Source organism: Halococcus saccharolyticus DSM 5350 (genome assembly GCF_000336915.1).
GTDB lineage: Archaea > Halobacteriota > Halobacteria > Halobacteriales > Halococcaceae > Halococcus > Halococcus saccharolyticus.
Map to the genome: position 1 here is coordinate 61,159 of NZ_AOMD01000005.1, position 20,311 is coordinate 81,469.

Below are 20,311 nucleotides of genomic sequence, written 5' to 3' on the forward strand. Positions count from 1 at the left end.
GTTTATCCGGACCACGACCGAGGTCGGCACATGCACGCTCTCGTCATCGGGGGTACGGGACTGATCAGCACGGGAATCACCCGCCAACTCGTCGACGCTGGCCACGACGTTACGGTGTACAATCGTGGCCGCACTGACGCCGACCTCCCGCCAGGCGTCGCGCACGTCACCGGCGACCGAACCGACTACGATCGCTTCGAGGAACAGATGGCGGACCTCGATGTCGACTGCGTGATCGACATGGTGGCCTTCGAGCCAGCGGACATCGAATCCGCGATCCGTGCGTTCGAGGGTGAGATCGAGCAGTACGTCTTCTGTAGCACGATCGACGTCTATCACCGTCCGGTCGTGGACATGCCGATCGTCGAGTCGGCAGCACGCAGTCCCGCGGTCAGCGAGTACGGAGCCGACAAGGCTGCCTGCGAGAACCGACTGTTCGAAGCCCACAGCGACCGTGAATTCCCGGCGACGGTGCTCCGGCCGTGGCACACCTACGGTGAAGGTGGCACGCTGATCCACACCCTCGGCGACGGCACCGCCTACATCGACCGGCTTCGTGAGGGAAAACCGCTCGTGGTCCACGGCGACGGCACGTCGATCTGGGGGCCGTGTCACCGCGACGACATCGCGAGCGCGTTCGTCGGGGCGCTCGACAACCCGGCAGCGATCGGCGAGACGTACCACGTGACGTGCGAACGGCCGATGACGTGGAACCAGTACCATCGCCGCGCGGCCGACGCGCTGGACGCGCCAGATCCCGATCTCGTTCACATCCCGACTGACGCGCTCACCGCGGCGGTCCCCGACCGGACCGACGGTCTCGAGGATCATTTCCGGTTCAGCACGGTGTTCGATACGACGAAGGCTCGCCGAGATCTCGGGTTCGAACAGACCATCGACTGGAAGGAGGGCGTCCGGCGTACCGTCGATTGGCTCGCCGAGCGCGACCGGATCGACGACGCCGCGAGCGACCCCGAATACGATCGGGTGGTTGCAGCGTGGCGCGACGCCGAGGCATCGTTCGTCGACGCACTCGACAGCTCGTAAGTGCTGCGTCGAATCGTTGTGGTCTCTAGCCGCTACACCGAAAGCGCACTCCAAGTTCCTCAGAACTGTTCCAGCACGTCCGCGCCGTGGACGACTGACTCCATCTGATCGTCGAGATCGTCGTGCTCGTAGATCGCCCACTCGACATCGTGCTCCCGAGCTGCTGCCGCACAGGCCGCTACGTCGAGCACGCCGTCGCCGACTTCGGTCGGTGAACCCGACTCATCGGCGTCGGAGATGTGGACGAGCGTCACTCGGTCACCCCACCGATCGAGGACGGCAGTCGGATCCACACCCGCCACCGCGGTCCAGCCGCAGTCGAGTTCGAAGCCGAGCGGCTCTCGGGTGGCTTCCGCGAGCTGCTCGAACGCCGGCCGGCCGTTCACCTCGGCGAACTCGTGGTCGTGATTGTGATAGGACAGCGCCATCCCGTAATCGTCGACTGTCTCGGCCACTGCCATCAGCCGATCCGCGGTCTCCGCGACAGCGGCCTCAGTCTCGAAGCATTCGGGGTCGAGCCACGGCACTACGAGGTGGTCACAGCCGAGCGACCGATAGAACTCGACGGTGTCGTCGGGATCGTCTTCGATCTCGTCGATCCCGACATGGGCCGCGACCGATTCGAGACCCGTCTGGTCGAGTGCGGTCCGAACGGCGTCGGCGTCCGCATCGCCGATCCGGTTGGCGTACTCCACACCCTCGAACCCCGCGTCACCGACCCGCGCAAGGAGTTCGTCGAGCGGTTCGTCGAGCGCGCGTAGCGTGTACAGTTGGATGGCTGGTCGTGCCATACTCCGCCACTCACGGGTCGGCGGTAAAACGGTTTCTCCTGATAGTCGATCGATAACGCGACGGAGCCGAGCTACCCGGTGTTCTTCATGCCGGCAGCGATCCCCTTCACCGTCAGGCGCAGCGCACGCTTTTCCGTCTCGGTCCGGTGCTCGCGGTCCAGCAGGTGTGTCTGGAGTACGTTCAGCGGGTCGACGTAGGGGTTCCGGCGGCGGAGACTCTCGCGGAGCCACCCACGGTTCACGAGGTCCTCGCGGCCGCCGATGGTCGTCGCGAAGTCGGCCGCCCGCTCGTATTCGGCCTCGAACACTGGGAAGAAGCGCGCTTCCAAGTCGTCGTCGGCGACCGCGGCGTACTCGGTGGCGATCTCCATGTCGGTGCGCGCGAGCGCGAGCGCCGCGTTGTCGATCGTCGTTCGGAAGAACGCCCACTCGTCGTACATCGACTGGAGCGTCTCGGTCGAGCCGCCCGCCTCCAGGTACGCCTCGATCCCCGCTCCGAGGCCGTACCACCCGGGGAGGATGCACCGCGACTGGGTCCACGAGAACACCCACGGGATCGCCCGGAGATCCTCGACCGTGCGTTCGCCCGACCGCGAGGCGGGCCGCGAGCCCATGTTGAGCTCCTCGATCACCGTGATCGGCGTAGCCTGCTCGAAGTACGACACGAATCCGTCCGTGTCGAGCAGGTCCTGATACGCCGTCCGCGCCGCGTCGGCGATGGTTGCGGCCGCGGTGAGCCACTCCTCGGGTACGTCATCCGCAGGCTGATCAAGCGACTGCGCCCGTGCGCGGATCTGGGCGTTCAGCATCTGTTCGAGATTGCGTTCGGCGATCCGTGGGTTGGCGTACTTCTCCGCGATCGCCTCGCCCTGTTCGGTGAACTTGACCTGGCCGTTCACTGTCTCGTTCGGCAACGCGAGCAGTGCCTCGTTCATCGGGCCACCACCTCTGGAGATCGAGCCGCCACGACCGTGGAACAGTCGGAGGTCGACGTCGTGATCGTCGACGATGTCGGCGAGTCGGCGCTGGTTGCGGTAGAGGTCCCAGTTCGCCGCGAAAAACCCGTTCTCCTTGTTCGAATCGGAGTAGCCGAGCATCACTTCTTGAACATCGCCGCGGGCGGCGAGCGCCTGACTGTACGCCTCGTTCTCGAAGAGGGTGCCCATGATCTCGCGCGCGCCGTCGAGGGCGGCCTCGGTCTCCAGAAGGGGCACGACATCGATGCCACAGTACTCGGGAAGGGAGACTGCGCCCGCCTGATCGGCGAGGAACAGCACTTCGAGCACGTGACTCGGCTTCTCGGCCATCGAGATGCAGTAGGTGTCGATCGCGTCCGCGCCGTACTCGCGCTGCCAATCGTTCAGCCGATCGAACCGTTCGAGCACGCGCGCCGCGGGGTCGAACAGTCCTTCACGATCGGTGACGTCGATCAGTGGCGCGTCCTGGAGAATGGCCTCGGTGAGGAGTTCGACGCGCTCGTCCTCGTCGAGTGATTCGTAGGCGATGTCCTCACGACCAAGCGCCGCAGCGATCGCCTCGGTGTGTTTCTCCTGGTGGTCCCGAAGGTCGAGGCCCGCGAGACAGAATCCAAACGTCTGAGCCTGGCGTTCAAGCGGGTCGACGTGGACCGCGGCGATCCGCTCGCCGCCGTTCGCCCGAAGGCTCGTCGCCAGCGCGTCGAGATCGGCGGTGAACTTCGCCACCTCGTCGTACCCGTTCGGCCGAACGTCGCCGATGCGTTCGAGGCGCTCGCCCATCAGCCGGAGGTGCTGGCGGTAGGGTTCGTCGGGATAGCGCTCGCGGGCCTGATCGGCGAGCGTGGGGAAGCGCTTGCGGTTCGCAGCGAGGCGTTCGTCGAAGGTTGCGCCCGTGTCGAGCCGGTCGGCGTCGTGGGCGAGTACGCTCGAAAGATCGGCGAGCGCTTCCTGGTATTTCTCCAACACACTGCGGCGCTGTCGCGCGAGGGTCTCGCTCGTCACGTCGGGCGTGACGTAGGGGTTGCCGTCCCTGTCGCTACCGGCCCACGACCGGAACTCGAAGAGTTTGGGTACTCCAATATCGTCGAACTCGGCCCCGAGCGTGTCCTCGATCTCGCGGTAGACTTCGCCGGTCGTATCGAAGAGGGTGTTTTCGAGATACCAGTGGACGTTCCGAGCCTCGTCGAGCGGTTCGGGCTGGCGCTCGCGGATCTGGCGGGTGCCCCAGAGACTCGTGACCTGGGCTTCGAGGGCGTCCTCGAGCTGTTCGCGCTCGGTGTCGGTCAGTCGACGCTCGTCGAGTGCGACGAGGTGATCGGCGATGGTGCGGAGCTTCGCCTTCACGGTCTTGCGATGAGCCTCCGTGGGATGGGCAGTAAAGGTCGGCTCGATCAGGACGTCCTCGAGGATCTGCTCGACGACCTCCGGATCGCGGTCGGCGAGGCTCTCGACGGCGGCACCCAGACTGTCGGCAAGCGAGTCCTCCTGGGAGGCGGTCCGGATCGCACGGACGCGTTCGCGCTCCTCGGCGAGGTTCACCATCTCGAAGTAGGTGGTGAACGCGCGCGCAACCGTGACTGCGGTCTCCGGGTCGAGACCGCGCAGCGTTTGATCGAGGCCGTTTCGTGAATCGATCTCGCCGTTGCGGTAGTCGATGGCGGTGGTACGGAGGCGTTCGACCGTCTCGAACGCGTCGGTCGAGGTCTGTGTTTCGAGCACCTCACCGACCAGCGCGCCGAGTTCCCGAACGTCCGTCCCCACCGTGCGATTGTGTAGCGTCATCGTGTTATTAGAGCACGATACTCTTGTATCGAATGAACCCTTCGATACTCGTGCCGATACCTTCCCGGCCGATGCCCGAGTCCTCGTTCCCGCCGAAGGGGATGTCCCCGAGACCGTGGCTCGGTGCACCGTTTATTCGTACCGCGCCGGCGTCGATCCGCTCGGCGACCCGGAGCGCGCGGTCGTACTCGCTCGTGAACACGCAGCCGTCCAGCGCGAGATCGGTGTCGTTGGCGATCTCGATGGCGTGATCCTCGTCGGCGAACGTCGTCACCGGGATCACGGGGCCGAACTGCTCCTCGGTGACGAGGCGTGCGCTCTCGGGAACACGACCGAGCAGCGTGGGCTCGACGAACTGGCCGTCGCGCCCGCCGCCGCGAACGATCTCGGCACTCCGATCGGTGGCGTCGGTGACGAGTTCTTCGACCCAGTCGGCCTGGTCGTCGCTGATGAGCGGTCCGAGAGCCGTTTCCTCGTCGAAGAGGTCGCCCGTGGGGTAGGCGTCCATCTCGTTCTCGATCCGCTCGACGAGATCGTCGTGGATCGACTCGTGGACGAGCACGCGGCTGACCGCCGAGCAGCGCTGGCCGGCGTACTTGAGCCCGCCCTTCGCACACGCCGCGGCGGCTTCGTCGAGGTCGGCGTCGGGGAAAACCACGGCGGGCGCGTTGCCCCCGAGCTCCATGTGGAGGTTCACGATCCCGCTCTGGCGGGCGACGTGCTCGCCCGCACCCGACGAGCCGGTCATCGCGATCGCGTCGATCTGGTCCGAGCCGGCGAGCACGTCGCCGATCGTGCTCGCGTGCCCCGGCACGAAGTTGAACCCGCCCGCCGGAACGTCGGTCGAGGCGATGACGTCGGTCAGGATTGCGGCGCTCACTGGGGTCTTGCTCGCGGGTTTGAGCACGACGCTATTGCCGGCGGCGAGCGCGGGCGCGACCTGAAGCGCGGTCGTCGAAAGCGGGTAGTTGTACGGCGTGATGCAGAGCACGGTTCCCCGGGGTTCGGACTTGACGATCGCCTCCCAACCTTCGTGACCGGCGGTCGTCCCCGGACGGAACTCCCCGCTCAGTCCGCGGGCCTCCTCGACCGCGCGCTCGAACCGTTCGGCAGCCGATTCGACCTCGCCGCGCGCGCTCGCGATGGGTTTGCCCGCCTCGCGAACGATCACGTCCGCGAGTTCGTCCTTGCGGTCGCGCAGTCCCGCGGCGATGGCTTCGAGCCACGCGACTCGCTCGGGGATCGTCGATGCAGCCATCGCCGTCTGTGCGTTCTCGGCCGCATCGAGCGCGGCCTCGGCCTGGAGCGGACCCGCGGCGGCGATCCGCCCGAACACGCCGCCCTCAGCGAGGTCATCGACCTCGATCACGCCGTCACCGCTCTCCCACTCCCCGTCGATGTAGGGGCGTTCGTCGTGGGCCGTTGATGTGGTGGCCATGCACACGGATAGGGGCCGCGCCGGTAAAAGATTTACTTTGAACCGAATAAATGCCGTGGCGTCCGATTGACTCGTCGCTCCAGCCATCGTCCCCACCAGTTCACTTGTCGATTTCTCATTATGAGGGCGACCGAGGAATGTACAGCCACCGCGATACTACTCCGTGGACGGCAGGGTGGTATCGACTCAATGTGTGAGCAGTTCCTGGTTTGGAGGAATGACGCTCCAAAAATCGCTCGTAGCGACGATTAAGACGCCCGGTATTTAGTGTTGGGAGACGAGAGCACACAGGTGCTCTGAGGGTGCCCTCAGGACGCTCACGGTGCGGTTCGAACTCCGTTAACTCGTTTGATATTAGGAAACGGTTTTTCGGATTCCGATGGTCGAAAGCGGTATTACGCTCGCTCTGGAGGTACGGCTATGACCGAGGACACGCTCGAAATCGGGGTCGCGGGGCTCGGGACCTATGGTCTCCTCCGAGCGGAAATCCTCGCCGAGTTCGGCCACACGGTGTACGGTTCGGACGCGAGCCCGGATGCCCGCGAGGAGTTCGAGCGCCGCGTCGGCACCGCGGTGTTCGAACGCCCCGCCGAACTCTTCGAACGCGACCTCGATGGCGTTCTCGTCACGACACCGAACAAGTTCCACGAGCCGGTCGCCACGGCGGCGATGGAGCGCGGGTTCGACATGTTCGTCGAGAAGCCGCTGGCCCACACTCTCGAAAGCGCCGAACGGATCGCCGCAACCGCGCGTGAAACGGACTGTCTCTGCATGGTCGGCTTCCAAAATCGGTTTTTGAACGTCTGTAAGGTGCTCAAGTGGTACATCGACGAGGGATATCTCGGAGAGATCAGACACGTTCAGGCGGCGTACATCCGGCGGCGTGGGGTGCCAGGCCGCGGGTCGTGGTACACCTCCTCGGAGATCGCCGGCGGCGGTGCGGTGATCGATATCGGCATTCACTTGATCGATCTCCTCGACCACTTCCTCGACGCGCCGGTGATCGACGACGTCGCCGCCACGACCCGTCAGGACTTCGGCCACCGCGAGTCCTACGCCTACCTCGACATGTGGGGCGAGGACGCCGACGCGAACATGTTTGACGTCGAGGACTCGGCGTCGGGTTTCTTGACCTACGAGGACGAGACCACCGCGACGCTCGAAGTCGCGTGGGCGGCCAACGCCGAGTCGGTCCACAGATACCAGCTCTACGGTACCGAGGGTGGCGCGGTACTCGACATCACCGATCGCCTCAACGGTATGGCCGAGGTCGACCAAAGCCTCCGATTTTACGGCGCGAACACGGGCGGCATGGACCACTACCTCGACGCTTCGGTCACGGTGAACTCGAACGACCCGTACCGGGAGCAGTTGCGCACGTTCACGACGGCGATCACCGAGGACGCCCCGCCATCGGTGAACACCATCGAGCAGGCGCTCGCCGTCCAGCAGGTCGTCGACCGTATTTACGCCGAAAACGAGTGAGTCACGACCCGCGACGAGGGCCGGATATTTATATCGACACGCACAACCTCCGACATGACCCCGGACGCCGACGGCGCAAAGACGATCAACTCGGTCGACAACGCGGTTCGCATCCTCGACGAGCTCCTCGCTCGGGAGACCGCCGGGGTCACGGAGTTGGGCGAGGCGGTCGGTCTCTCGAAGGCCACCGTCCATCACTACTTGACGACCCTCCGGCAACACGGTTTCGTCCAGCAGGTGGATGGAACCTACCGCCTCGGCCTCCGGCCGCTCTCGTACGGCGGCGCGGCCCGCGAGCGCGAGGCGGTGTTTCAGTCCGGTAAGGAGGGCGTCGACAGGCTCGCGGCCACCACCGGCGAGACCGCCCGACTCGTCGTCGAGCGCAATGGGTACGCCGTCACGCTGTATCAGTCCTCGGAACGCCCCCACGAGGAGATCCCGACCACGCTCGGCACGCGCGAGGACCTCCATAGCACCGCCGCGGGGAAGGCGATGCTCGCTGCCCTCGACGACTCGTATCTCGATGCGTTCCTCGAACGAGAAGAGTTGACACGACACACTCGAAACACCATCGTGGACCCGGCGACCCTGCGCGCAGAGATCGCCGACGTCCGTTCTCGAGGAATTGCGTTTGACGATAACGAACAGTTCGAGGGCGTCCGGTGTGTCTCGACCCCCCTCGTCACCGACGCCGGAGGACTCCTCGGCGCGCTCAGCGTGAGCAGTTCCACCGCGAACCGCTCGGACGAAGCTTTCGAGGAGGAGTTCCCCCAGGCTCTCCAGAACGTCGCCGGCGTCATCGAGATCAACACCGCCTACCGCGGGTGGGTCGAGTGATCCCACACGGTCGGTGGCGAACCCGTTCACTACGACCGATCAGCGGAACGCTTGGTGAAGATATCTGGAGGATCACCAAGCAGATCCATACTAACTCCGACACGATCCTCGCGGTCACCAGTCAGCGATGCTGCCGTCCTCGTGTCGCCAAATGGGGTTGTGCCAGTCGGTCTCCATCGTGGATTTCTCCGCAACCACCGACTCGTCGATCTCGATGCCCAGTCCGGGCTCGTCGAGCGTGTCGAGATAGCCGTCGTCGAACACGAACGGCGACTCTCCCGCGAGATACTCGTGGGCGGGCCCTCGCGCGTCCGAATGGACGTCGAACCCGTGATCCTGAACGAGGAAGTTCGGAACGTGGGTCACGACCTGAAGCGAGGACGCGAGCGCGATCGGTCCGAGCGGACAGTTCGGCGCGACCGCGACGTCGTGGGTCTCGGCGGCACTCGCCAGCCGACGCATCTCGGAGATGCCGCCAGCGTGGGAGACGTCAGGTTGGATCACGTCGATCGCGCTGTCCTCGAACACCGGTTGGTAGTCCCACCGCGAGTAGAGCCGTTCACCCGCAGCGAGCGGGGTGCCCGACTGGTTCGCGATCACGGGAAGGTGTTCGAGGTTCTCCGGCAACACCGGCTCCTCGACGAACAACAGGTCGAACTCGGTCAGCCGGCGGGTCAACGTCTTCGCCATCGATTTCGAAACACGACCGCGGCAGTCGACCGCCATATCGACCGAGTCGTCGACCTCGCTTCTGACGTGCTCGATCCGCGAGACGATCCCCTTCAGCACCTCGCGCCCCTCGACGTGGCGGGTCTGGTTGGTCGCGTCCATCTTCAGAGCGGTGTAACCGGCCTCCGCGAGCCGGGTCGCCTCGCTCGCGACGTCACCCGGACGATCCCCGCCGATCCACTTGTACACCCGGATCTTCTCCCGGCTCTTGCCACCGAGTAGATCGTAGACGGGGGCCTCGTAGTGACGACCCTTGATGTCCCAGAGTGCCTGGTCGACGCCCGCGATCGCACTCATCAAGATCGGGCCCCCGCGATAGAACCCGCCGCGATACATCGCCTGCCAGTGGTCCTCGATCCGGAGCGGGTCCTTGCCGACGAGATAGCTGTCGAACAGCTCCTCGACCGCCGTTCGTACCGTCTTCGCGCGACCCTCGACGATCGGCTCGCCCCAGCCGACCAGCCCCGTGCTCGTCTCGATCTTGAGGAAGAGCCAGCGCGGCGGGACTTCGTACAGTTCGTAGCCGGTGATTTGCATACAGGATGGTCTCCCTATAGGGTATTAATGACACGGGTTCGACCGATACCATCGCGTCCGCCGTGGCGTCCGAAACGGTTGCATTCGGTTGGACGGTCCCGCCGTCAGTCAGCGCCGCCGGTTTCGGGGACCGTCGCCATCGCTTCGATCTCGACGTCGATATCGACGGGGAGTTTTACCACTTCGAACGCGCTGCGCGCGGGATACGGCTCCGACAGGAGTTCGCCGTAGACGTCGTTGACCTCGTCGTAGTAGCGCATGTCCTTGAGATAGACCGTCGTCTTCACGATATCGTCGAGTGAGGCGTCCGCAGCCCGAAGAACCGCGCCGACGTTTTCGAGCGTGCGTCTCGTCTGTTCACCGGGCGAGCCCTCGATCACGTCGCCGGTGTCGGGGTCGACTGGTCCCTGTCCCGAAACGTAGATCGTGTCGCCCTCGACGATTCCCTGCGAGAACGGGCCGATACTTGCCGGTGCGTCGTCGGTTTCGAGTTCGTTCATGGTGGTCCTGTCGCGGCGCGACAGTGGATACTCCACCGGCGACACGTCCCAAAACGCTACCGATCCGTGGCGGCACGATCGATGACCGGCGGCTCGAACGGAGGTGAGATGGCCGGCAGTTCACCCGAGATACTTGCTGGCGCGCTCGTGGAGCGGGGCGAACCCTTCGGCGCTCCCGACGCCGGTCCGCTTACCGAGCACGACCCCTTCGGCGTAGATTCCGTCGAGGAGGTTGTCGAACTCGGCGTCGATTCCACCGTGTTCGGTGAGGAAGGCTACCTGGGATTCGTGCTGTTCGATCGCCCTGAGCTTCCGATCGACGTGCTCGCTAGTGTCGACGAACGTCGACGGCTCGAATTCAGAGGTGGGTTTCCCGAAGTAATAGACGTTGTCCGGATCACACGGTCCGTGGTCGGTTTCGGCGAGCGGGAGCGACGCCATGTAGTACGCGTCCGTCACCAGCCGGGAGGTAACTCGGTGATCGGGATGCATGTCCTCGCGGAAATGCGTGAGAACCACGTCGGGATCGTATCGGCGGAGTGCCTCGACGATCCGCAGTCGGTTGTCGAGCGAGTAGGTGATCCGTCCGTCCTCGAATCCGAGGAACTCCACCGCGTCGGCCCCGAGCACCTCGCCGGACGCCCGGGCCTCTTTTTCGCGAACGTCGGCGATCTCCGCCTCGGTATCGGTTCCGAGACCGCCGTACTCGCCGCGGGTCATGTGGGCGATCGTCACCCTGTCGCCGCGGGCCGCGTGTTTCGCGAGCGTTCCGCCACAGAAGATGTCAGCATCGTCTGGATGGGCGACAATCGCTACCACGTGCATACAGAGACGTGCGGAAACCGGCAACAAATAGTTTGTGATCGACGAAGCGTTGTCGACTCGGTTCCGATCGTGGGCCGACGCTACTCGACGTTCGCGACGATGCGATCGATCACGTACTCGGCCTCGCTCTCGTCGAGACACATCGGATTCACGACGATTTTGCCGTCAGAGAGGTCGTCGGTGCCGACGTAGACTCGGGGGTCTTCGTCGCGGAGTGCGCGCGCGAGTTCTGTGGCGTTCGTCCCGACACCGGTCGCCTCGACGTCGACGACGACCTCCGGGGCGACGCTGGTGCCGTTGGGGCTCGTCACCCGCACACCGAGCCCGGTCTCGGCGAGTCGCTCCGCCATCGCCTCGGCGAGATCGATCCACTTCGCTTCGAGCCGGCCGTGATCCTCCTCGACGAACAGTTCGAGTGCACGGATCGCGCCGACGAGCTCTTCTTTTCCGACCTTCAGCGGCCGGCCGATGCCCTGGCGTGGCACGCCGTCGAACCGTTCTCGATCGATGAGATCGGTCGGCGGCTCCCAGAGATCGTTCGCGACGTGCATATCGAGATGCTGGGCCGCGATCGACGCGACGTACTCGCGCTTGCCCGCGACGAACCCGGTGGTCTGGGGACCACGGATCCCTTTTCCACCGCTGAACACCACCATGTCCGCACCCGTTTCTATGAACGCCGAGAGGTTCTCGCGCGGCGGAACCTCCGCTGCGGCGTCCACGATCACTGGGACGTCGTTACGATGGGCGACCTCGACGACCGACGCCAGCGGCGGTTGGGTGTAGGATTTCTCGATGTAGCCGACGGCGACCGTCTCGTCGGTGATCGCGCGATCGAGCTGCCACGGCTCGACGTCGGTCGCGCCGGTGCCGAGGTACCGGTCGTTGGTACCGACGTCGACGATCGACGCGCCGGCGGTCCGGAACGCATGGTCGTAGCCCGTCCGGTGAGTGCGGGGCATGACGATCTCGCTCGGCACGTCGGACGTGTCCGGGAGGGCGTTCATTACACCGACGTCGTGGCCCGCGATGGCGGCCGCCGCACACAGCAACAGTCCCGCGCTGGCTCCGCTGGTGACGTAGCCGGCCTCCGCACCCGTGACGTCGGCGATCGATGTCGAGGCCCGTGCTTCGAGGTCGCCGATCTCGACGAACTCGTCGGCAGCCCGCCGCATGGCGTCAAGCGCGCCAGGTCGAATCCGGCTCCCGCCGATACGGGTCTTCGTCCCCGCTGCGTTCACGACAGGCGTCACGTCTAGCTCGCGGTAGATGGAATCGTCCTCACTCATTGTTGGTAGCGGTATACACACCCTTACTGCCGGTAATCATAATCGTTGTGATTGGGGTGGTTCGGCACCGAACGACCCAAGAATCGATTCACTCCGCCGGCAGTAGTCCATCCGACGAGACGTTTGTCGTCGTTATCGAGACGGGGCCCACCCCGTTCACATCCTGATCGTCAATCGCTCCGTTCGCCCCGTCCCCCTCTCTAACCAGTCGATGGGGCGAACGGTCGACCCTCAGACGTGGTTTCCGACACACACGTCCACCCAGAGTAAACGGTAGCCGAGAGCACGGATCCCAGTAGTTCACGATCGGCGTCGTTTGAGGAATCCTCTTACGTGTTCCTTGGTCACTTTTAACGTGGAAGTCCGACGTTCACCACGCTACTGTGGACGGTCGTTTTCTGATAGTGGACAAGTGGTGTCGAGATCGTGACTCGATCCGGGTGTAGCACCGTTTCGGATCGTCGATCGGCGTGCGCTACCGTCGCAATACCCCGACCCGGAACGGATGTATCTCGCATGAACAGCAAGCAAATCGGATCGGTCAGCGATATCGGCGTCTGAATAACAGTTGTATCGGCGTTACACTCAAGACTCACGTTGTGACACCGATCTGCGATACGACTCTCGGCCAATTGTGTGTTGGCGCGTCGTACGTTCACACTGTGTGTACAGTCGGATCGATACCCTCGTTCGCTATCGGAGATCACCGTGCTGCTCGAACACGTTCATCGCTGCGTAGTGGTTGGCGACTGGATGATAGCCAGGCTCGACCGCAGTTCCGTGGTTCGGTCCATCCCGACTCCAGTCGGAGTCCAAGCGCTCGTACCAGTTCCCGAACCGTGGATTGACGACGTGGTCGGTCGCACATCGCTGGAGGTGGTCGTACCACTCGAGGTACGTCTCGTCGTGAACCGCGAGACGGGCGGCCGCGCCAATCCCTTCAGCCAGCGCCCACCCGTATTTGTCGGCCACGACCGGTTCGCCGCTCCGATCGACCGTATAGTGGAACCCATCGTGATCGTCGTCCCAGCCGATTTCGATGGCAGTGTCGAACAGCTCCATCGCGCGCGACACGAGCCAGTCGTCGTCGCGATGGTCTGCGAGATGGCAAAGGAGCTTCGCCCATTCGGCGTGGTGGCCCGGCTGATACCCCCACGGACGGAACAAGTGGTCGGGCTCGTTGCGGTTGTACCCGAGATCGGGCTCCCACTCCGGAGTGTAATGTTCCCAGACACGGCCAGCCTCGTCCGTACGATCACGGACGAGCGACCGGGCAACAGTGGCGGCACGATCGAGATGGGCCTCGTCGCCGGTGGCCTCGTACGCGGCGAGCATCGCTTCACACGCGTGCATGTTCGCGTTCTGTCCCCTGTAGGGTCGATATTCGCTCCAGTCACCGGTGGCCACGTCCGCGTAGAGCCCGTACTCGGGTTCGAAGAAGCGGCCGTTCAGGACGCCGAGGGCGCGCTCCAGTTCCGCGTCCGCGTCGGGGAGCCCGATCTCTGTCGCACGTGCGGTCGCGAGGACGGCGAACGCGTGGCCGTAGCAGTGACGCGTGTCGTCGGTCGTCTCGCGACCGGAAAGAAGCCAGTCGTAGCCCTCGTTGTCGGCGTCCCATTGAACGTGCCGGAGGAAGTGGAGCCCGTGCTCGGCGGCCGCGCGACAGTACGTCGGGCCGTCGATCGCGACGCCGATCGAAAAGTTGTGGATGGCACGGCACGTCGCGACGAGATGTTTCGATCGCCCGTCGTAGACGTGGCCGTCACGTTCGTCGAGCTGGGCGATGTAGCCGCCAAACCGTCGATCCACGATGTCGGGCCAGTAAAACTGAAGCACCCGACATAGCTTGGAACGGATCCGTTCCGGATCACGATGTGTGGCTGTCATACGTCGTGATCGAACGGCCGAGGGATAAGTGCCACGTCGGCAGGAGCGCCGTCGGTCGTCCACTCTTCGTGAACGTTATGGGTCCTGGCGAGAAACGACGGTATGGAACCGAACGGGTCGCCGAACACGGTCGGTGCGGTGCGGACAGCGTTTTCGCTGCTGGCGGCGGTCGCGGAACGCGGCGGCACTGCCGGTGTGACGGAACTGGCGACTGCCTGTGAGATGCCCAAAAGCACCGTGTACAAACATCTCAACACGCTCGTGGAGATCGGGTATTTAGAGCGTGACGACGGTACGTACGCACTGGGAGCCCGGATGGTGGATCTCGGGCAGCACTCGCTCGCACGGACCGATCTCTACCCCGCAGCGAAGCCACAGATAGAACGGCTGGCGGAGCTAACCGACGAGACGGCTGGCATCGCGGTCGAGAGTCGAGGTCGCGTGGCGGATCTCTACTGGGATTCCCGCAGCGATAGCGCGATCAGCGCGGCCGGCACCTCGAAACACCCACACTGCAGCGCTCCCGGGAAGGCGATACTCTCACAGTGTTCGGATTCGAGCGCCGAGTCGATCGTCGCGGAACTCGGCCTTCCGCCGCGGACGTCGAACACGATCACCGATGTGGAACACCTCGTGAACGCCGTCCGACGCGTCCGCGAGCGTGGCGTCGCCATCGAGCGCGAGGAACAGTACGAGGGCGTCAACAGCGTCGCTGTGCCGCTCACCGATCTCACTCCGAACGCGGCGATCTACGTCGCGGGCAGTGCCGAGCGGCTATCGAGCAAGCGTATCGAGGAAGACATCCCCGGTATCCTCCTGAGCGCGGCCAACGAAGTGACGAAGCGCTTTCTCGCCGAAACGTAGTTCACTCATAGTGGATGATTGACCGACAGGGTCCGAAGCACCGATCCAGTTGTGAACGGGGCAGGTTGACGGAGTACGTGTCTATCGAGCGACGAAGCAGCGGCGGTGATCAAGGGAGTCGCTATCAACCTCTGTTCACCCTAGCGAAACGGATTCGTCGAGCATAACTTCTAGTGTCTGTTCGGTGGTGAAGCCGGATGCGATCCGTTCGGCCCGACCACCGTCAGAGGGTTTATTTGTGGGTATGCGGAACTGGGCACGATGGACGGTATCACGCAAGCGGTGCACCGAGTAGTGTGGAGCCAAGGGTGTGCGAGGAATGGTGACGGCAGATGAAGGCCGTCGTCGTCCAGCAGGGCGAAACCGAGCCCACGGTCGTCGAGATAGACGAGCCGACACCCGATCCGGGGGAAGCGCTGCTCCGGACGCTGCGAGTCGGGATCGACGGGACCGATCACGAGGTCATCGAGGGTAATCACGGAGGATTCCCTGACGGTGACGACTACCAGGTTCTCGGCCACGAGGCGGTTGCGGTCGTAGCGGACGCGAACGGCACCGACCTCAACGAGGGGCAACTCGTGGTCCCGACGGTCCGCCGCCCCCGCGAGGAGGGCAACGAGTATTTCGAACGTGGTGAGCCCGACATGGCTCCCGACGGCCAGTACGTCGAGCGCGGGATCGTTGGCGCGCACGGCTACATGGCCGAGTACTTCACGAGCGCGCCACGATATCTGGTTCCGGTGCCGGATGCGTTCGCCGAATCGGGCTTTCTCGTCGAGCCGATCAGCAACACCGAGAAAGCGCTCGAACACGCCCACGCGACGCGGTCGGCGTTCGAGTGGACGCCCGAGACCGGACTCGTGCTCGGGAACGGCCCGCTCGGGCTGTTGACCCTCGCGATGCTGGAGGGCGGGCGGACCGATTTCTCTCGGACGTACTGTCTGGGACGGCGGGATCGCCCCGACCCCACGATCGACATCATCGAACGGCTCGGCGCGACCTACGTCGATTCGCGCGAGACGCCGGTGTCGGTGATTTCCGAGGTCCACGAACCGATGGATTTCGTGTACGAGGCGACCGGCTACGCGAAACACGCCTTCGAAACCGTCCACGCGCTCCGTTCCAATGGCGTGGGTGCGCTGCTCGGGATCCCCGAAGACTGGACGTTCGAGATCGATGGGGGTGCACTCCATCGCGAGCTAGTGCTCCAGAACAAGGCGCTGTTCGGCAGCGTCAACTCGAACGTGCGCCACTACGAGGCCGCGATCGACTCGCTTTCGGCGTTTCCCGACTGGCTCGTGGATGATCTCGTCACCGGCGTTCACGAACCGGCGGCGGCCCCGGCCGCCTTCGAAACCAACGACGAAACGATCAAAACCGTCGTCGAGTTCGACACGGTCTGAACGGCAGACGGCGGTTCCGGTAACCGTATCGGATGATCGGGAAACGCGAACGGTAATTCGGTGACAGTACCGTAAGCACCAACGTTATGCAGGCGATCACCGAGAACGTAGTATGACGGCTACCGTCGAGCAACTCACGGATCGTGCGGCGATCCGCGATGGCATCTCGCTCTGGAACGACCAGCACCCGGACTTCCGGATCGGCGATCGTCTCGCAGCCAACGTTTTCGCGCCGTTTGCCGGGCTTGACGTGCGGTGCTACGGGAGCTACGCCGATGAGGAACTGGTCGCGTTCGGCGTGCTGAAACGGCTCACCCGCTCGGTCGGCGGGTACGACGCGACCGATACCGCGTGGCTCTCGCTGTTCGCGTTCGACGGTGACGCCGATCGCGGCCGACCGATCGCCGAGGAGTTGCTGACCGCGATCGGCGAGACGGCGGTCGAGAGCGGTGCGGCGCGACTCCGCCTTGGCGGCGATCCACAGAACTTCGTCGCGGGTGTGCCGAACACCGTCAGTTCGGCGTATCGCGACGTACTGACGGCAGCCGGGTTCGCGATCGACACCGACGACGTGGTGTACGACCTTCAGCGGAGCATTACCGAATTCGCACCGCCGGACGCCGTTCAAGCGACCGGCCGCGAGTGGCCCGGACTGGATGTGGAACGAGCGACGGATCACGAGCCGGCGTTGCAGTCCTTCCTCGCCGATCAGTTTCCCGGTCGATGGCACTACGAGGCTGAGAACATCTGTCGGGTTCCAGGTGGGCCCGAGGACTACTGGGTGCTACTGTACGAGGACAGCGTGGTTGGTTTCGCCCGCTCGAACCGTCACGACGGCGCGTACCGCGGCGCGAACGTGAACTGGGGGTGGCGACTCGCCGACGCACACTGCGGTGTCGGTCCGCTCGGAGTTCACACAGACTACCGTGGTCGCGGGTGGGGACTGTACATGATCAGCGAGATCGTCTGTCGGCTGCGGGACGCGGGCTACGAGGCCGCGGTGATCGACTGGACCGATCTCCACGACTACTACGAGCAGCTTGGGTTCGAACGATGGATCGCCTACGATTCCGCCGTTCGCGAACTGTCCGGTGCGAGCTCCGTCTGAGCACACCGTCTTCACAACCGCATCCGTTTCGGAGGGAAACGTTACACGCGGACACTCGGCACACGAGCAGCGACCGCTGATGGTGGGGGTCACGCTATATCCATCGCTGTATTTCTACATGCTGCACGACCGAGAGACGGATGTCTTCTCCGCCCCGTCGAAACGATGACGACCGTCAGTCGATCGACAGTCGTTCGACTGTGAGCACAGCGGTGATAGTACTGACCGTCCCCGACCCTCAAAAATGCAATCAGTGCCGTGCTAAAATATCGGTAATCCTACGGAAATGATTATATACCATTCGGTGGTATCTCGTACTGTGTTAGCATAGCAGTACTCGTGGTCACTAACCCCACGATTGGCGCGGTTCGATGGTATGAGGCTTCGAAAGCAACACTGACCGCCACGAACCACTGTCGAAACCGGAGTCGAGCCACTACAATGTTTGTCCTGTGTCCGCTGAACGAAGATATAGGGCAAGAAAAAATTGATACTATAGCTAGAAAAACTATTTATTACGTGACTGTGTACGAAGAGTGACGGGGGCAAGTAAGCGGACCGGATACGAGTTCGGCGATCGTGAATCGGACGACGACCGATCCGATGCCGCCGTCTCGATCGACCACAACTATGTCACGACAACCAATCGAACGAACCAGGCGCAACATCCTTCGGACGACGTCGGCGCTGCTCGCTGCAGCTGCCGGCGCAGGTGCGACGGTCGCCGCACAGTCACAGTACCCGGCGTGGGACGCGAACACCGCATACAGTGGCGGCGATCGCGTCACCCACAACGGCTCTGTCTGGGTGGCGGAATGGTGGACGAAAGGTACCGAACCGGCCGAAAGCGCGAACGTGTGGACGAAAACCGAGCCCACCAACGGTGGAGGGGGCGAAAGCGGCAGTGCCACGGACTGTAGTAACGTCCCGGCGTACGATTCGGGGACCGCCTACTCGGGCGGCGACCAGGTGACCTACGACGGATCGCTCTGGAGCGCCGAGTGGTGGACCAAGGGTACCGCACCCGCCACGAGTGAAAACGTCTGGACCAAACAGGGCGACTGTGGGTCCGGCGGCGGTGGCGGTGGTGGTGACGGCGGCGACGGTGGTGGGGGTGGTGACGGCGGCAACACCGCACCGAGTGCGACGTTCACCGCCTCGGAGTCGTTCCCCACGCCAGGGACGTCTGTCACATTCGACGCGTCGGGCTCGTCGGATACGGACGGCTCGATCGCCAGCTACGAGTGGGCGTTCGGCGACGGCGCGACCGCGACCGGCGAATCAGTGAGCCACACCTACGAGTCCGCGGGTGAGTACACGGTGACGCTCACGGTCACGGACGACGCGGGCGCGAGCGGGACGTTTACGAGGACGGTCAACGTCCAGTCGAACGGCGGCGGTAGCGGCGAGAAGCGCGTGATCGCGTACTGGCGACAGTGGGCACAGTACCAACGCGATTACACGCCGGACATGATCCCGTACGACAAGGTCACCGACGTACAGTACGCCTTCCTGCGGCCGGAGAAAGACGGGTCGCTGGAGTTCCTGCACGCCAACGGTGGCCAGGACTTCTACGGATCGCGGTTCATGCACAACGGCAACGAAGGGACCTTCCTGAAAGAGGGAGCAGTCGCGGACTGGCAGAACGTCGGTGACAAAGCGTTCAGTGCTCAGGCCCAGATGCGCGACAACACCAACTTCATCGCGTCGGTGGGTGGGTGGGGTGACTCGGAGTACTTCTCCTACGTCGCCCAGGACCCCGACAAGCGCAAGATATTCGCTCAGGACTGCGTCGAGCTCGTGGAGAGCTACGGTCTCGACGGCATCGACCTCGACTGGGAGTACCCCGGCGGAGGTGGCTGCACCTCGGCGTCACCGGTGTGTGATATCGACAACGTCTCCCAGCCCGGCGACCAGAAGGCGTTCACGAAGCTGGTGAAGGCGGTCCGGGACGCGCTCGACGAGGCCGCGGCCAACGATCCCGACCGGAGCGAGCCTTACGTGCTCTCGGCGGCGATGAGCGCGAACCCCGAGATCGTGAAGGGCCTCGAACACGGGAAGCTCTCGAACCTGCTGGATTACACCAGCGTGATGACGTTCGACTACCGGGGCATCTTCAGCGAGTACACGGGCCACCAGTCGCCCCTCAAGGCAAACCCCAACAGCCCGAACGAGAACCCCAGCGAGTTCAACGCCTCGTCCGCGCTCAGCTGGTACGAGAACCAGGGCTGGAACGCGGCTCAGCTCAACATGGCCGTGCCGTTCTACGGCCGGAGCTGGTCGGGCGTCAAGCCGCCCGAGGGTGACTTCGGGAACGGGACGGACGACGGACTGTTCCAGGAGTACACCGGCGAGGGCAAGGACGCCAGCGGCGACGGCTCCTACCCCACGTTCGGCGATGGCGGGACGAACCTCGGCGGGATCTGGGAGGCGTTCGACCTGATCGGCAACGGACGGACCGGGAGCAACCCGGTCGACCTCGACAGCAGCGACTGGACGACCTACTACGACGACGTGGCGGTCTCCTCGTGGAGCTACAACGCGAGCAGGGGGCTGATGATCTCGCATCCGACCCAGAAATCGATCCGGAAGAAGATGGAGTGGCTCGGCAGCTCGGACTACGGCGGCACGATGCTGTGGGCCATCGGCGGCGACACCAAGGACGGGAAACTCATCACGACGCTCTGGAACACGCTCAACGGGTAATCGAACCCGGTCGGGCCTGCCGTCGTCGGCGTGACGGCGGTGGGTCAACGGACGACGCACCACCCAACGAACGACACGGCGACAGGAAACAACGATCAGGACACAG

Annotated in this window: 15 protein-coding genes; 7 read left to right on the top strand and 8 right to left on the bottom strand. The window is 64.2% G+C overall.

The window, feature by feature from the left end:
• Positions 1–30 precede the first annotated feature (30 nt).
• Positions 31–1,047 (top strand): NAD-dependent epimerase/dehydratase family protein, encoded by a 1,017-nt coding sequence (locus C449_RS01670; protein WP_006076139.1) that lies wholly within the window; start codon positions 31–33, stop codon positions 1,045–1,047.
• A 59-nt stretch (positions 1,048–1,106) separates the two neighbouring features.
• Here C449_RS01670 and C449_RS01675 read toward each other — a convergent pair whose 3' ends face one another.
• The 3 genes from C449_RS01675 to C449_RS01685 form a co-directional block, all read right to left on the bottom strand.
• On the bottom strand, positions 1,107–1,838 hold the full coding sequence (locus C449_RS01675) for a sugar phosphate isomerase/epimerase family protein (protein ID WP_006076140.1): 732 nt from the start codon (positions 1,836–1,838) through the stop codon (positions 1,107–1,109).
• Between the two features lie 71 nt (positions 1,839–1,909).
• The gene (gene ppc, locus C449_RS01680) at positions 1,910–4,597 is read right to left on the bottom strand and encodes a phosphoenolpyruvate carboxylase (RefSeq protein ID WP_006076141.1); all 2,688 of its coding nucleotides are present in this window, start codon (positions 4,595–4,597) and stop codon (positions 1,910–1,912) included.
• Between the two features lie 7 nt (positions 4,598–4,604).
• Complete coding sequence (locus tag C449_RS01685) at positions 4,605–6,035, bottom strand: aldehyde dehydrogenase family protein (RefSeq protein ID WP_006076142.1); 1,431 nt, start codon at positions 6,033–6,035, stop codon at positions 4,605–4,607.
• Between the two features lie 420 nt (positions 6,036–6,455).
• Here C449_RS01685 and C449_RS01690 point away from each other — a divergent pair, with 420 nt between their 5' ends.
• A complete protein-coding gene (locus C449_RS01690) occupies positions 6,456–7,520 on the top strand; it encodes a Gfo/Idh/MocA family protein (RefSeq protein ID WP_006076143.1) in 1,065 nt (354 codons plus the stop codon).
• 54 nt (positions 7,521–7,574) lie between these two features.
• Positions 7,575–8,357: an IclR family transcriptional regulator gene (locus C449_RS01695; RefSeq protein ID WP_006076144.1), complete on the top strand. Its 783-nt coding sequence runs from the start codon at positions 7,575–7,577 to the stop codon at positions 8,355–8,357.
• A gap of 114 nt (positions 8,358–8,471) precedes the next feature.
• On the opposite strand, the gene dgoD is transcribed toward C449_RS01695, so the two are convergent.
• The 5 genes from dgoD to C449_RS01720 form a co-directional block, all read right to left on the bottom strand.
• Positions 8,472–9,623 carry a galactonate dehydratase gene (dgoD, locus tag C449_RS01700; RefSeq protein ID WP_006076145.1) on the bottom strand — a complete coding sequence of 384 codons (1,152 nt, stop codon included), beginning with the start codon at positions 9,621–9,623 and terminating at the stop codon, positions 8,472–8,474.
• Positions 9,624–9,727: 104 nt separating this feature from the next.
• Positions 9,728–10,123, bottom strand: a complete 396-nt coding sequence (locus tag C449_RS01705) for a Rid family detoxifying hydrolase (protein ID WP_006076146.1) — start codon at positions 10,121–10,123, stop codon at positions 9,728–9,730.
• 120 nt (positions 10,124–10,243) lie between these two features.
• Positions 10,244–10,948, bottom strand: a complete 705-nt coding sequence (locus C449_RS01710; protein ID WP_006076147.1) for a PIG-L deacetylase family protein — start codon at positions 10,946–10,948, stop codon at positions 10,244–10,246.
• A gap of 80 nt (positions 10,949–11,028) precedes the next feature.
• Positions 11,029–12,237: an aminotransferase class V-fold PLP-dependent enzyme gene (locus C449_RS01715; RefSeq protein ID WP_006076148.1), complete on the bottom strand. Its 1,209-nt coding sequence runs from the start codon at positions 12,235–12,237 to the stop codon at positions 11,029–11,031.
• 693 nt (positions 12,238–12,930) lie between these two features.
• On the bottom strand, positions 12,931–14,124 hold the full coding sequence (locus C449_RS01720) for an AGE family epimerase/isomerase (RefSeq protein ID WP_006076149.1): 1,194 nt from the start codon (positions 14,122–14,124) through the stop codon (positions 12,931–12,933).
• A gap of 102 nt (positions 14,125–14,226) precedes the next feature.
• Between C449_RS01720 and C449_RS01725 the strand changes: the two genes are divergently transcribed.
• The 4 genes from C449_RS01725 to C449_RS01740 all read left to right on the top strand — a co-directional run bounded on the left by C449_RS01725 (position 14,227) and on the right by C449_RS01740 (position 20,205).
• Positions 14,227–14,988, top strand: coding sequence for an IclR family transcriptional regulator (locus C449_RS01725; RefSeq protein WP_006076150.1), 762 nt, complete (start codon positions 14,227–14,229; stop codon positions 14,986–14,988).
• Positions 14,989–15,320: 332 nt separating this feature from the next.
• Entirely contained in the window at positions 15,321–16,391 is a 1,071-nt protein-coding gene (locus tag C449_RS01730) for a glucose 1-dehydrogenase (RefSeq protein ID WP_006076151.1), read from the top strand.
• A 112-nt stretch (positions 16,392–16,503) separates the two neighbouring features.
• Entirely contained in the window at positions 16,504–17,499 is a 996-nt protein-coding gene (locus tag C449_RS01735) for a GNAT family N-acetyltransferase (protein ID WP_006076152.1), read from the top strand.
• 630 nt (positions 17,500–18,129) lie between these two features.
• Entirely contained in the window at positions 18,130–20,205 is a 2,076-nt protein-coding gene (locus tag C449_RS01740; RefSeq protein ID WP_006076153.1) for a glycosyl hydrolase family 18 protein, read from the top strand.
• Positions 20,206–20,311 lie beyond the last annotated feature (106 nt).

Coding starts and splice junctions, on each gene's coding strand:
- C449_RS01670 (WP_006076139.1), top strand. CDS start 31: ATGCACGCTCTCGTCATCGGGGGTACGGGACTGATCAGCACGGGAATC.
- C449_RS01675 (WP_006076140.1), bottom strand. CDS start 1,838: ATGGCACGACCAGCCATCCAACTGTACACGCTACGCGCGCTCGACGAA.
- ppc (WP_006076141.1), bottom strand. CDS start 4,597: ATGACGCTACACAATCGCACGGTGGGGACGGACGTTCGGGAACTCGGC.
- C449_RS01685 (WP_006076142.1), bottom strand. CDS start 6,035: ATGGCCACCACATCAACGGCCCACGACGAACGCCCCTACATCGACGGG.
- C449_RS01690 (WP_006076143.1), top strand. CDS start 6,456: ATGACCGAGGACACGCTCGAAATCGGGGTCGCGGGGCTCGGGACCTAT.
- C449_RS01695 (WP_006076144.1), top strand. CDS start 7,575: ATGACCCCGGACGCCGACGGCGCAAAGACGATCAACTCGGTCGACAAC.
- dgoD (WP_006076145.1), bottom strand. CDS start 9,623: ATGCAAATCACCGGCTACGAACTGTACGAAGTCCCGCCGCGCTGGCTC.
- C449_RS01705 (WP_006076146.1), bottom strand. CDS start 10,123: ATGAACGAACTCGAAACCGACGACGCACCGGCAAGTATCGGCCCGTTC.
- C449_RS01710 (WP_006076147.1), bottom strand. CDS start 10,948: ATGCACGTGGTAGCGATTGTCGCCCATCCAGACGATGCTGACATCTTC.
- C449_RS01715 (WP_006076148.1), bottom strand. CDS start 12,237: ATGAGTGAGGACGATTCCATCTACCGCGAGCTAGACGTGACGCCTGTC.
- C449_RS01720 (WP_006076149.1), bottom strand. CDS start 14,124: ATGACAGCCACACATCGTGATCCGGAACGGATCCGTTCCAAGCTATGT.
- C449_RS01725 (WP_006076150.1), top strand. CDS start 14,227: ATGGAACCGAACGGGTCGCCGAACACGGTCGGTGCGGTGCGGACAGCG.
- C449_RS01730 (WP_006076151.1), top strand. CDS start 15,321: ATGAAGGCCGTCGTCGTCCAGCAGGGCGAAACCGAGCCCACGGTCGTC.
- C449_RS01735 (WP_006076152.1), top strand. CDS start 16,504: ATGACGGCTACCGTCGAGCAACTCACGGATCGTGCGGCGATCCGCGAT.
- C449_RS01740 (WP_006076153.1), top strand. CDS start 18,130: ATGTCACGACAACCAATCGAACGAACCAGGCGCAACATCCTTCGGACG.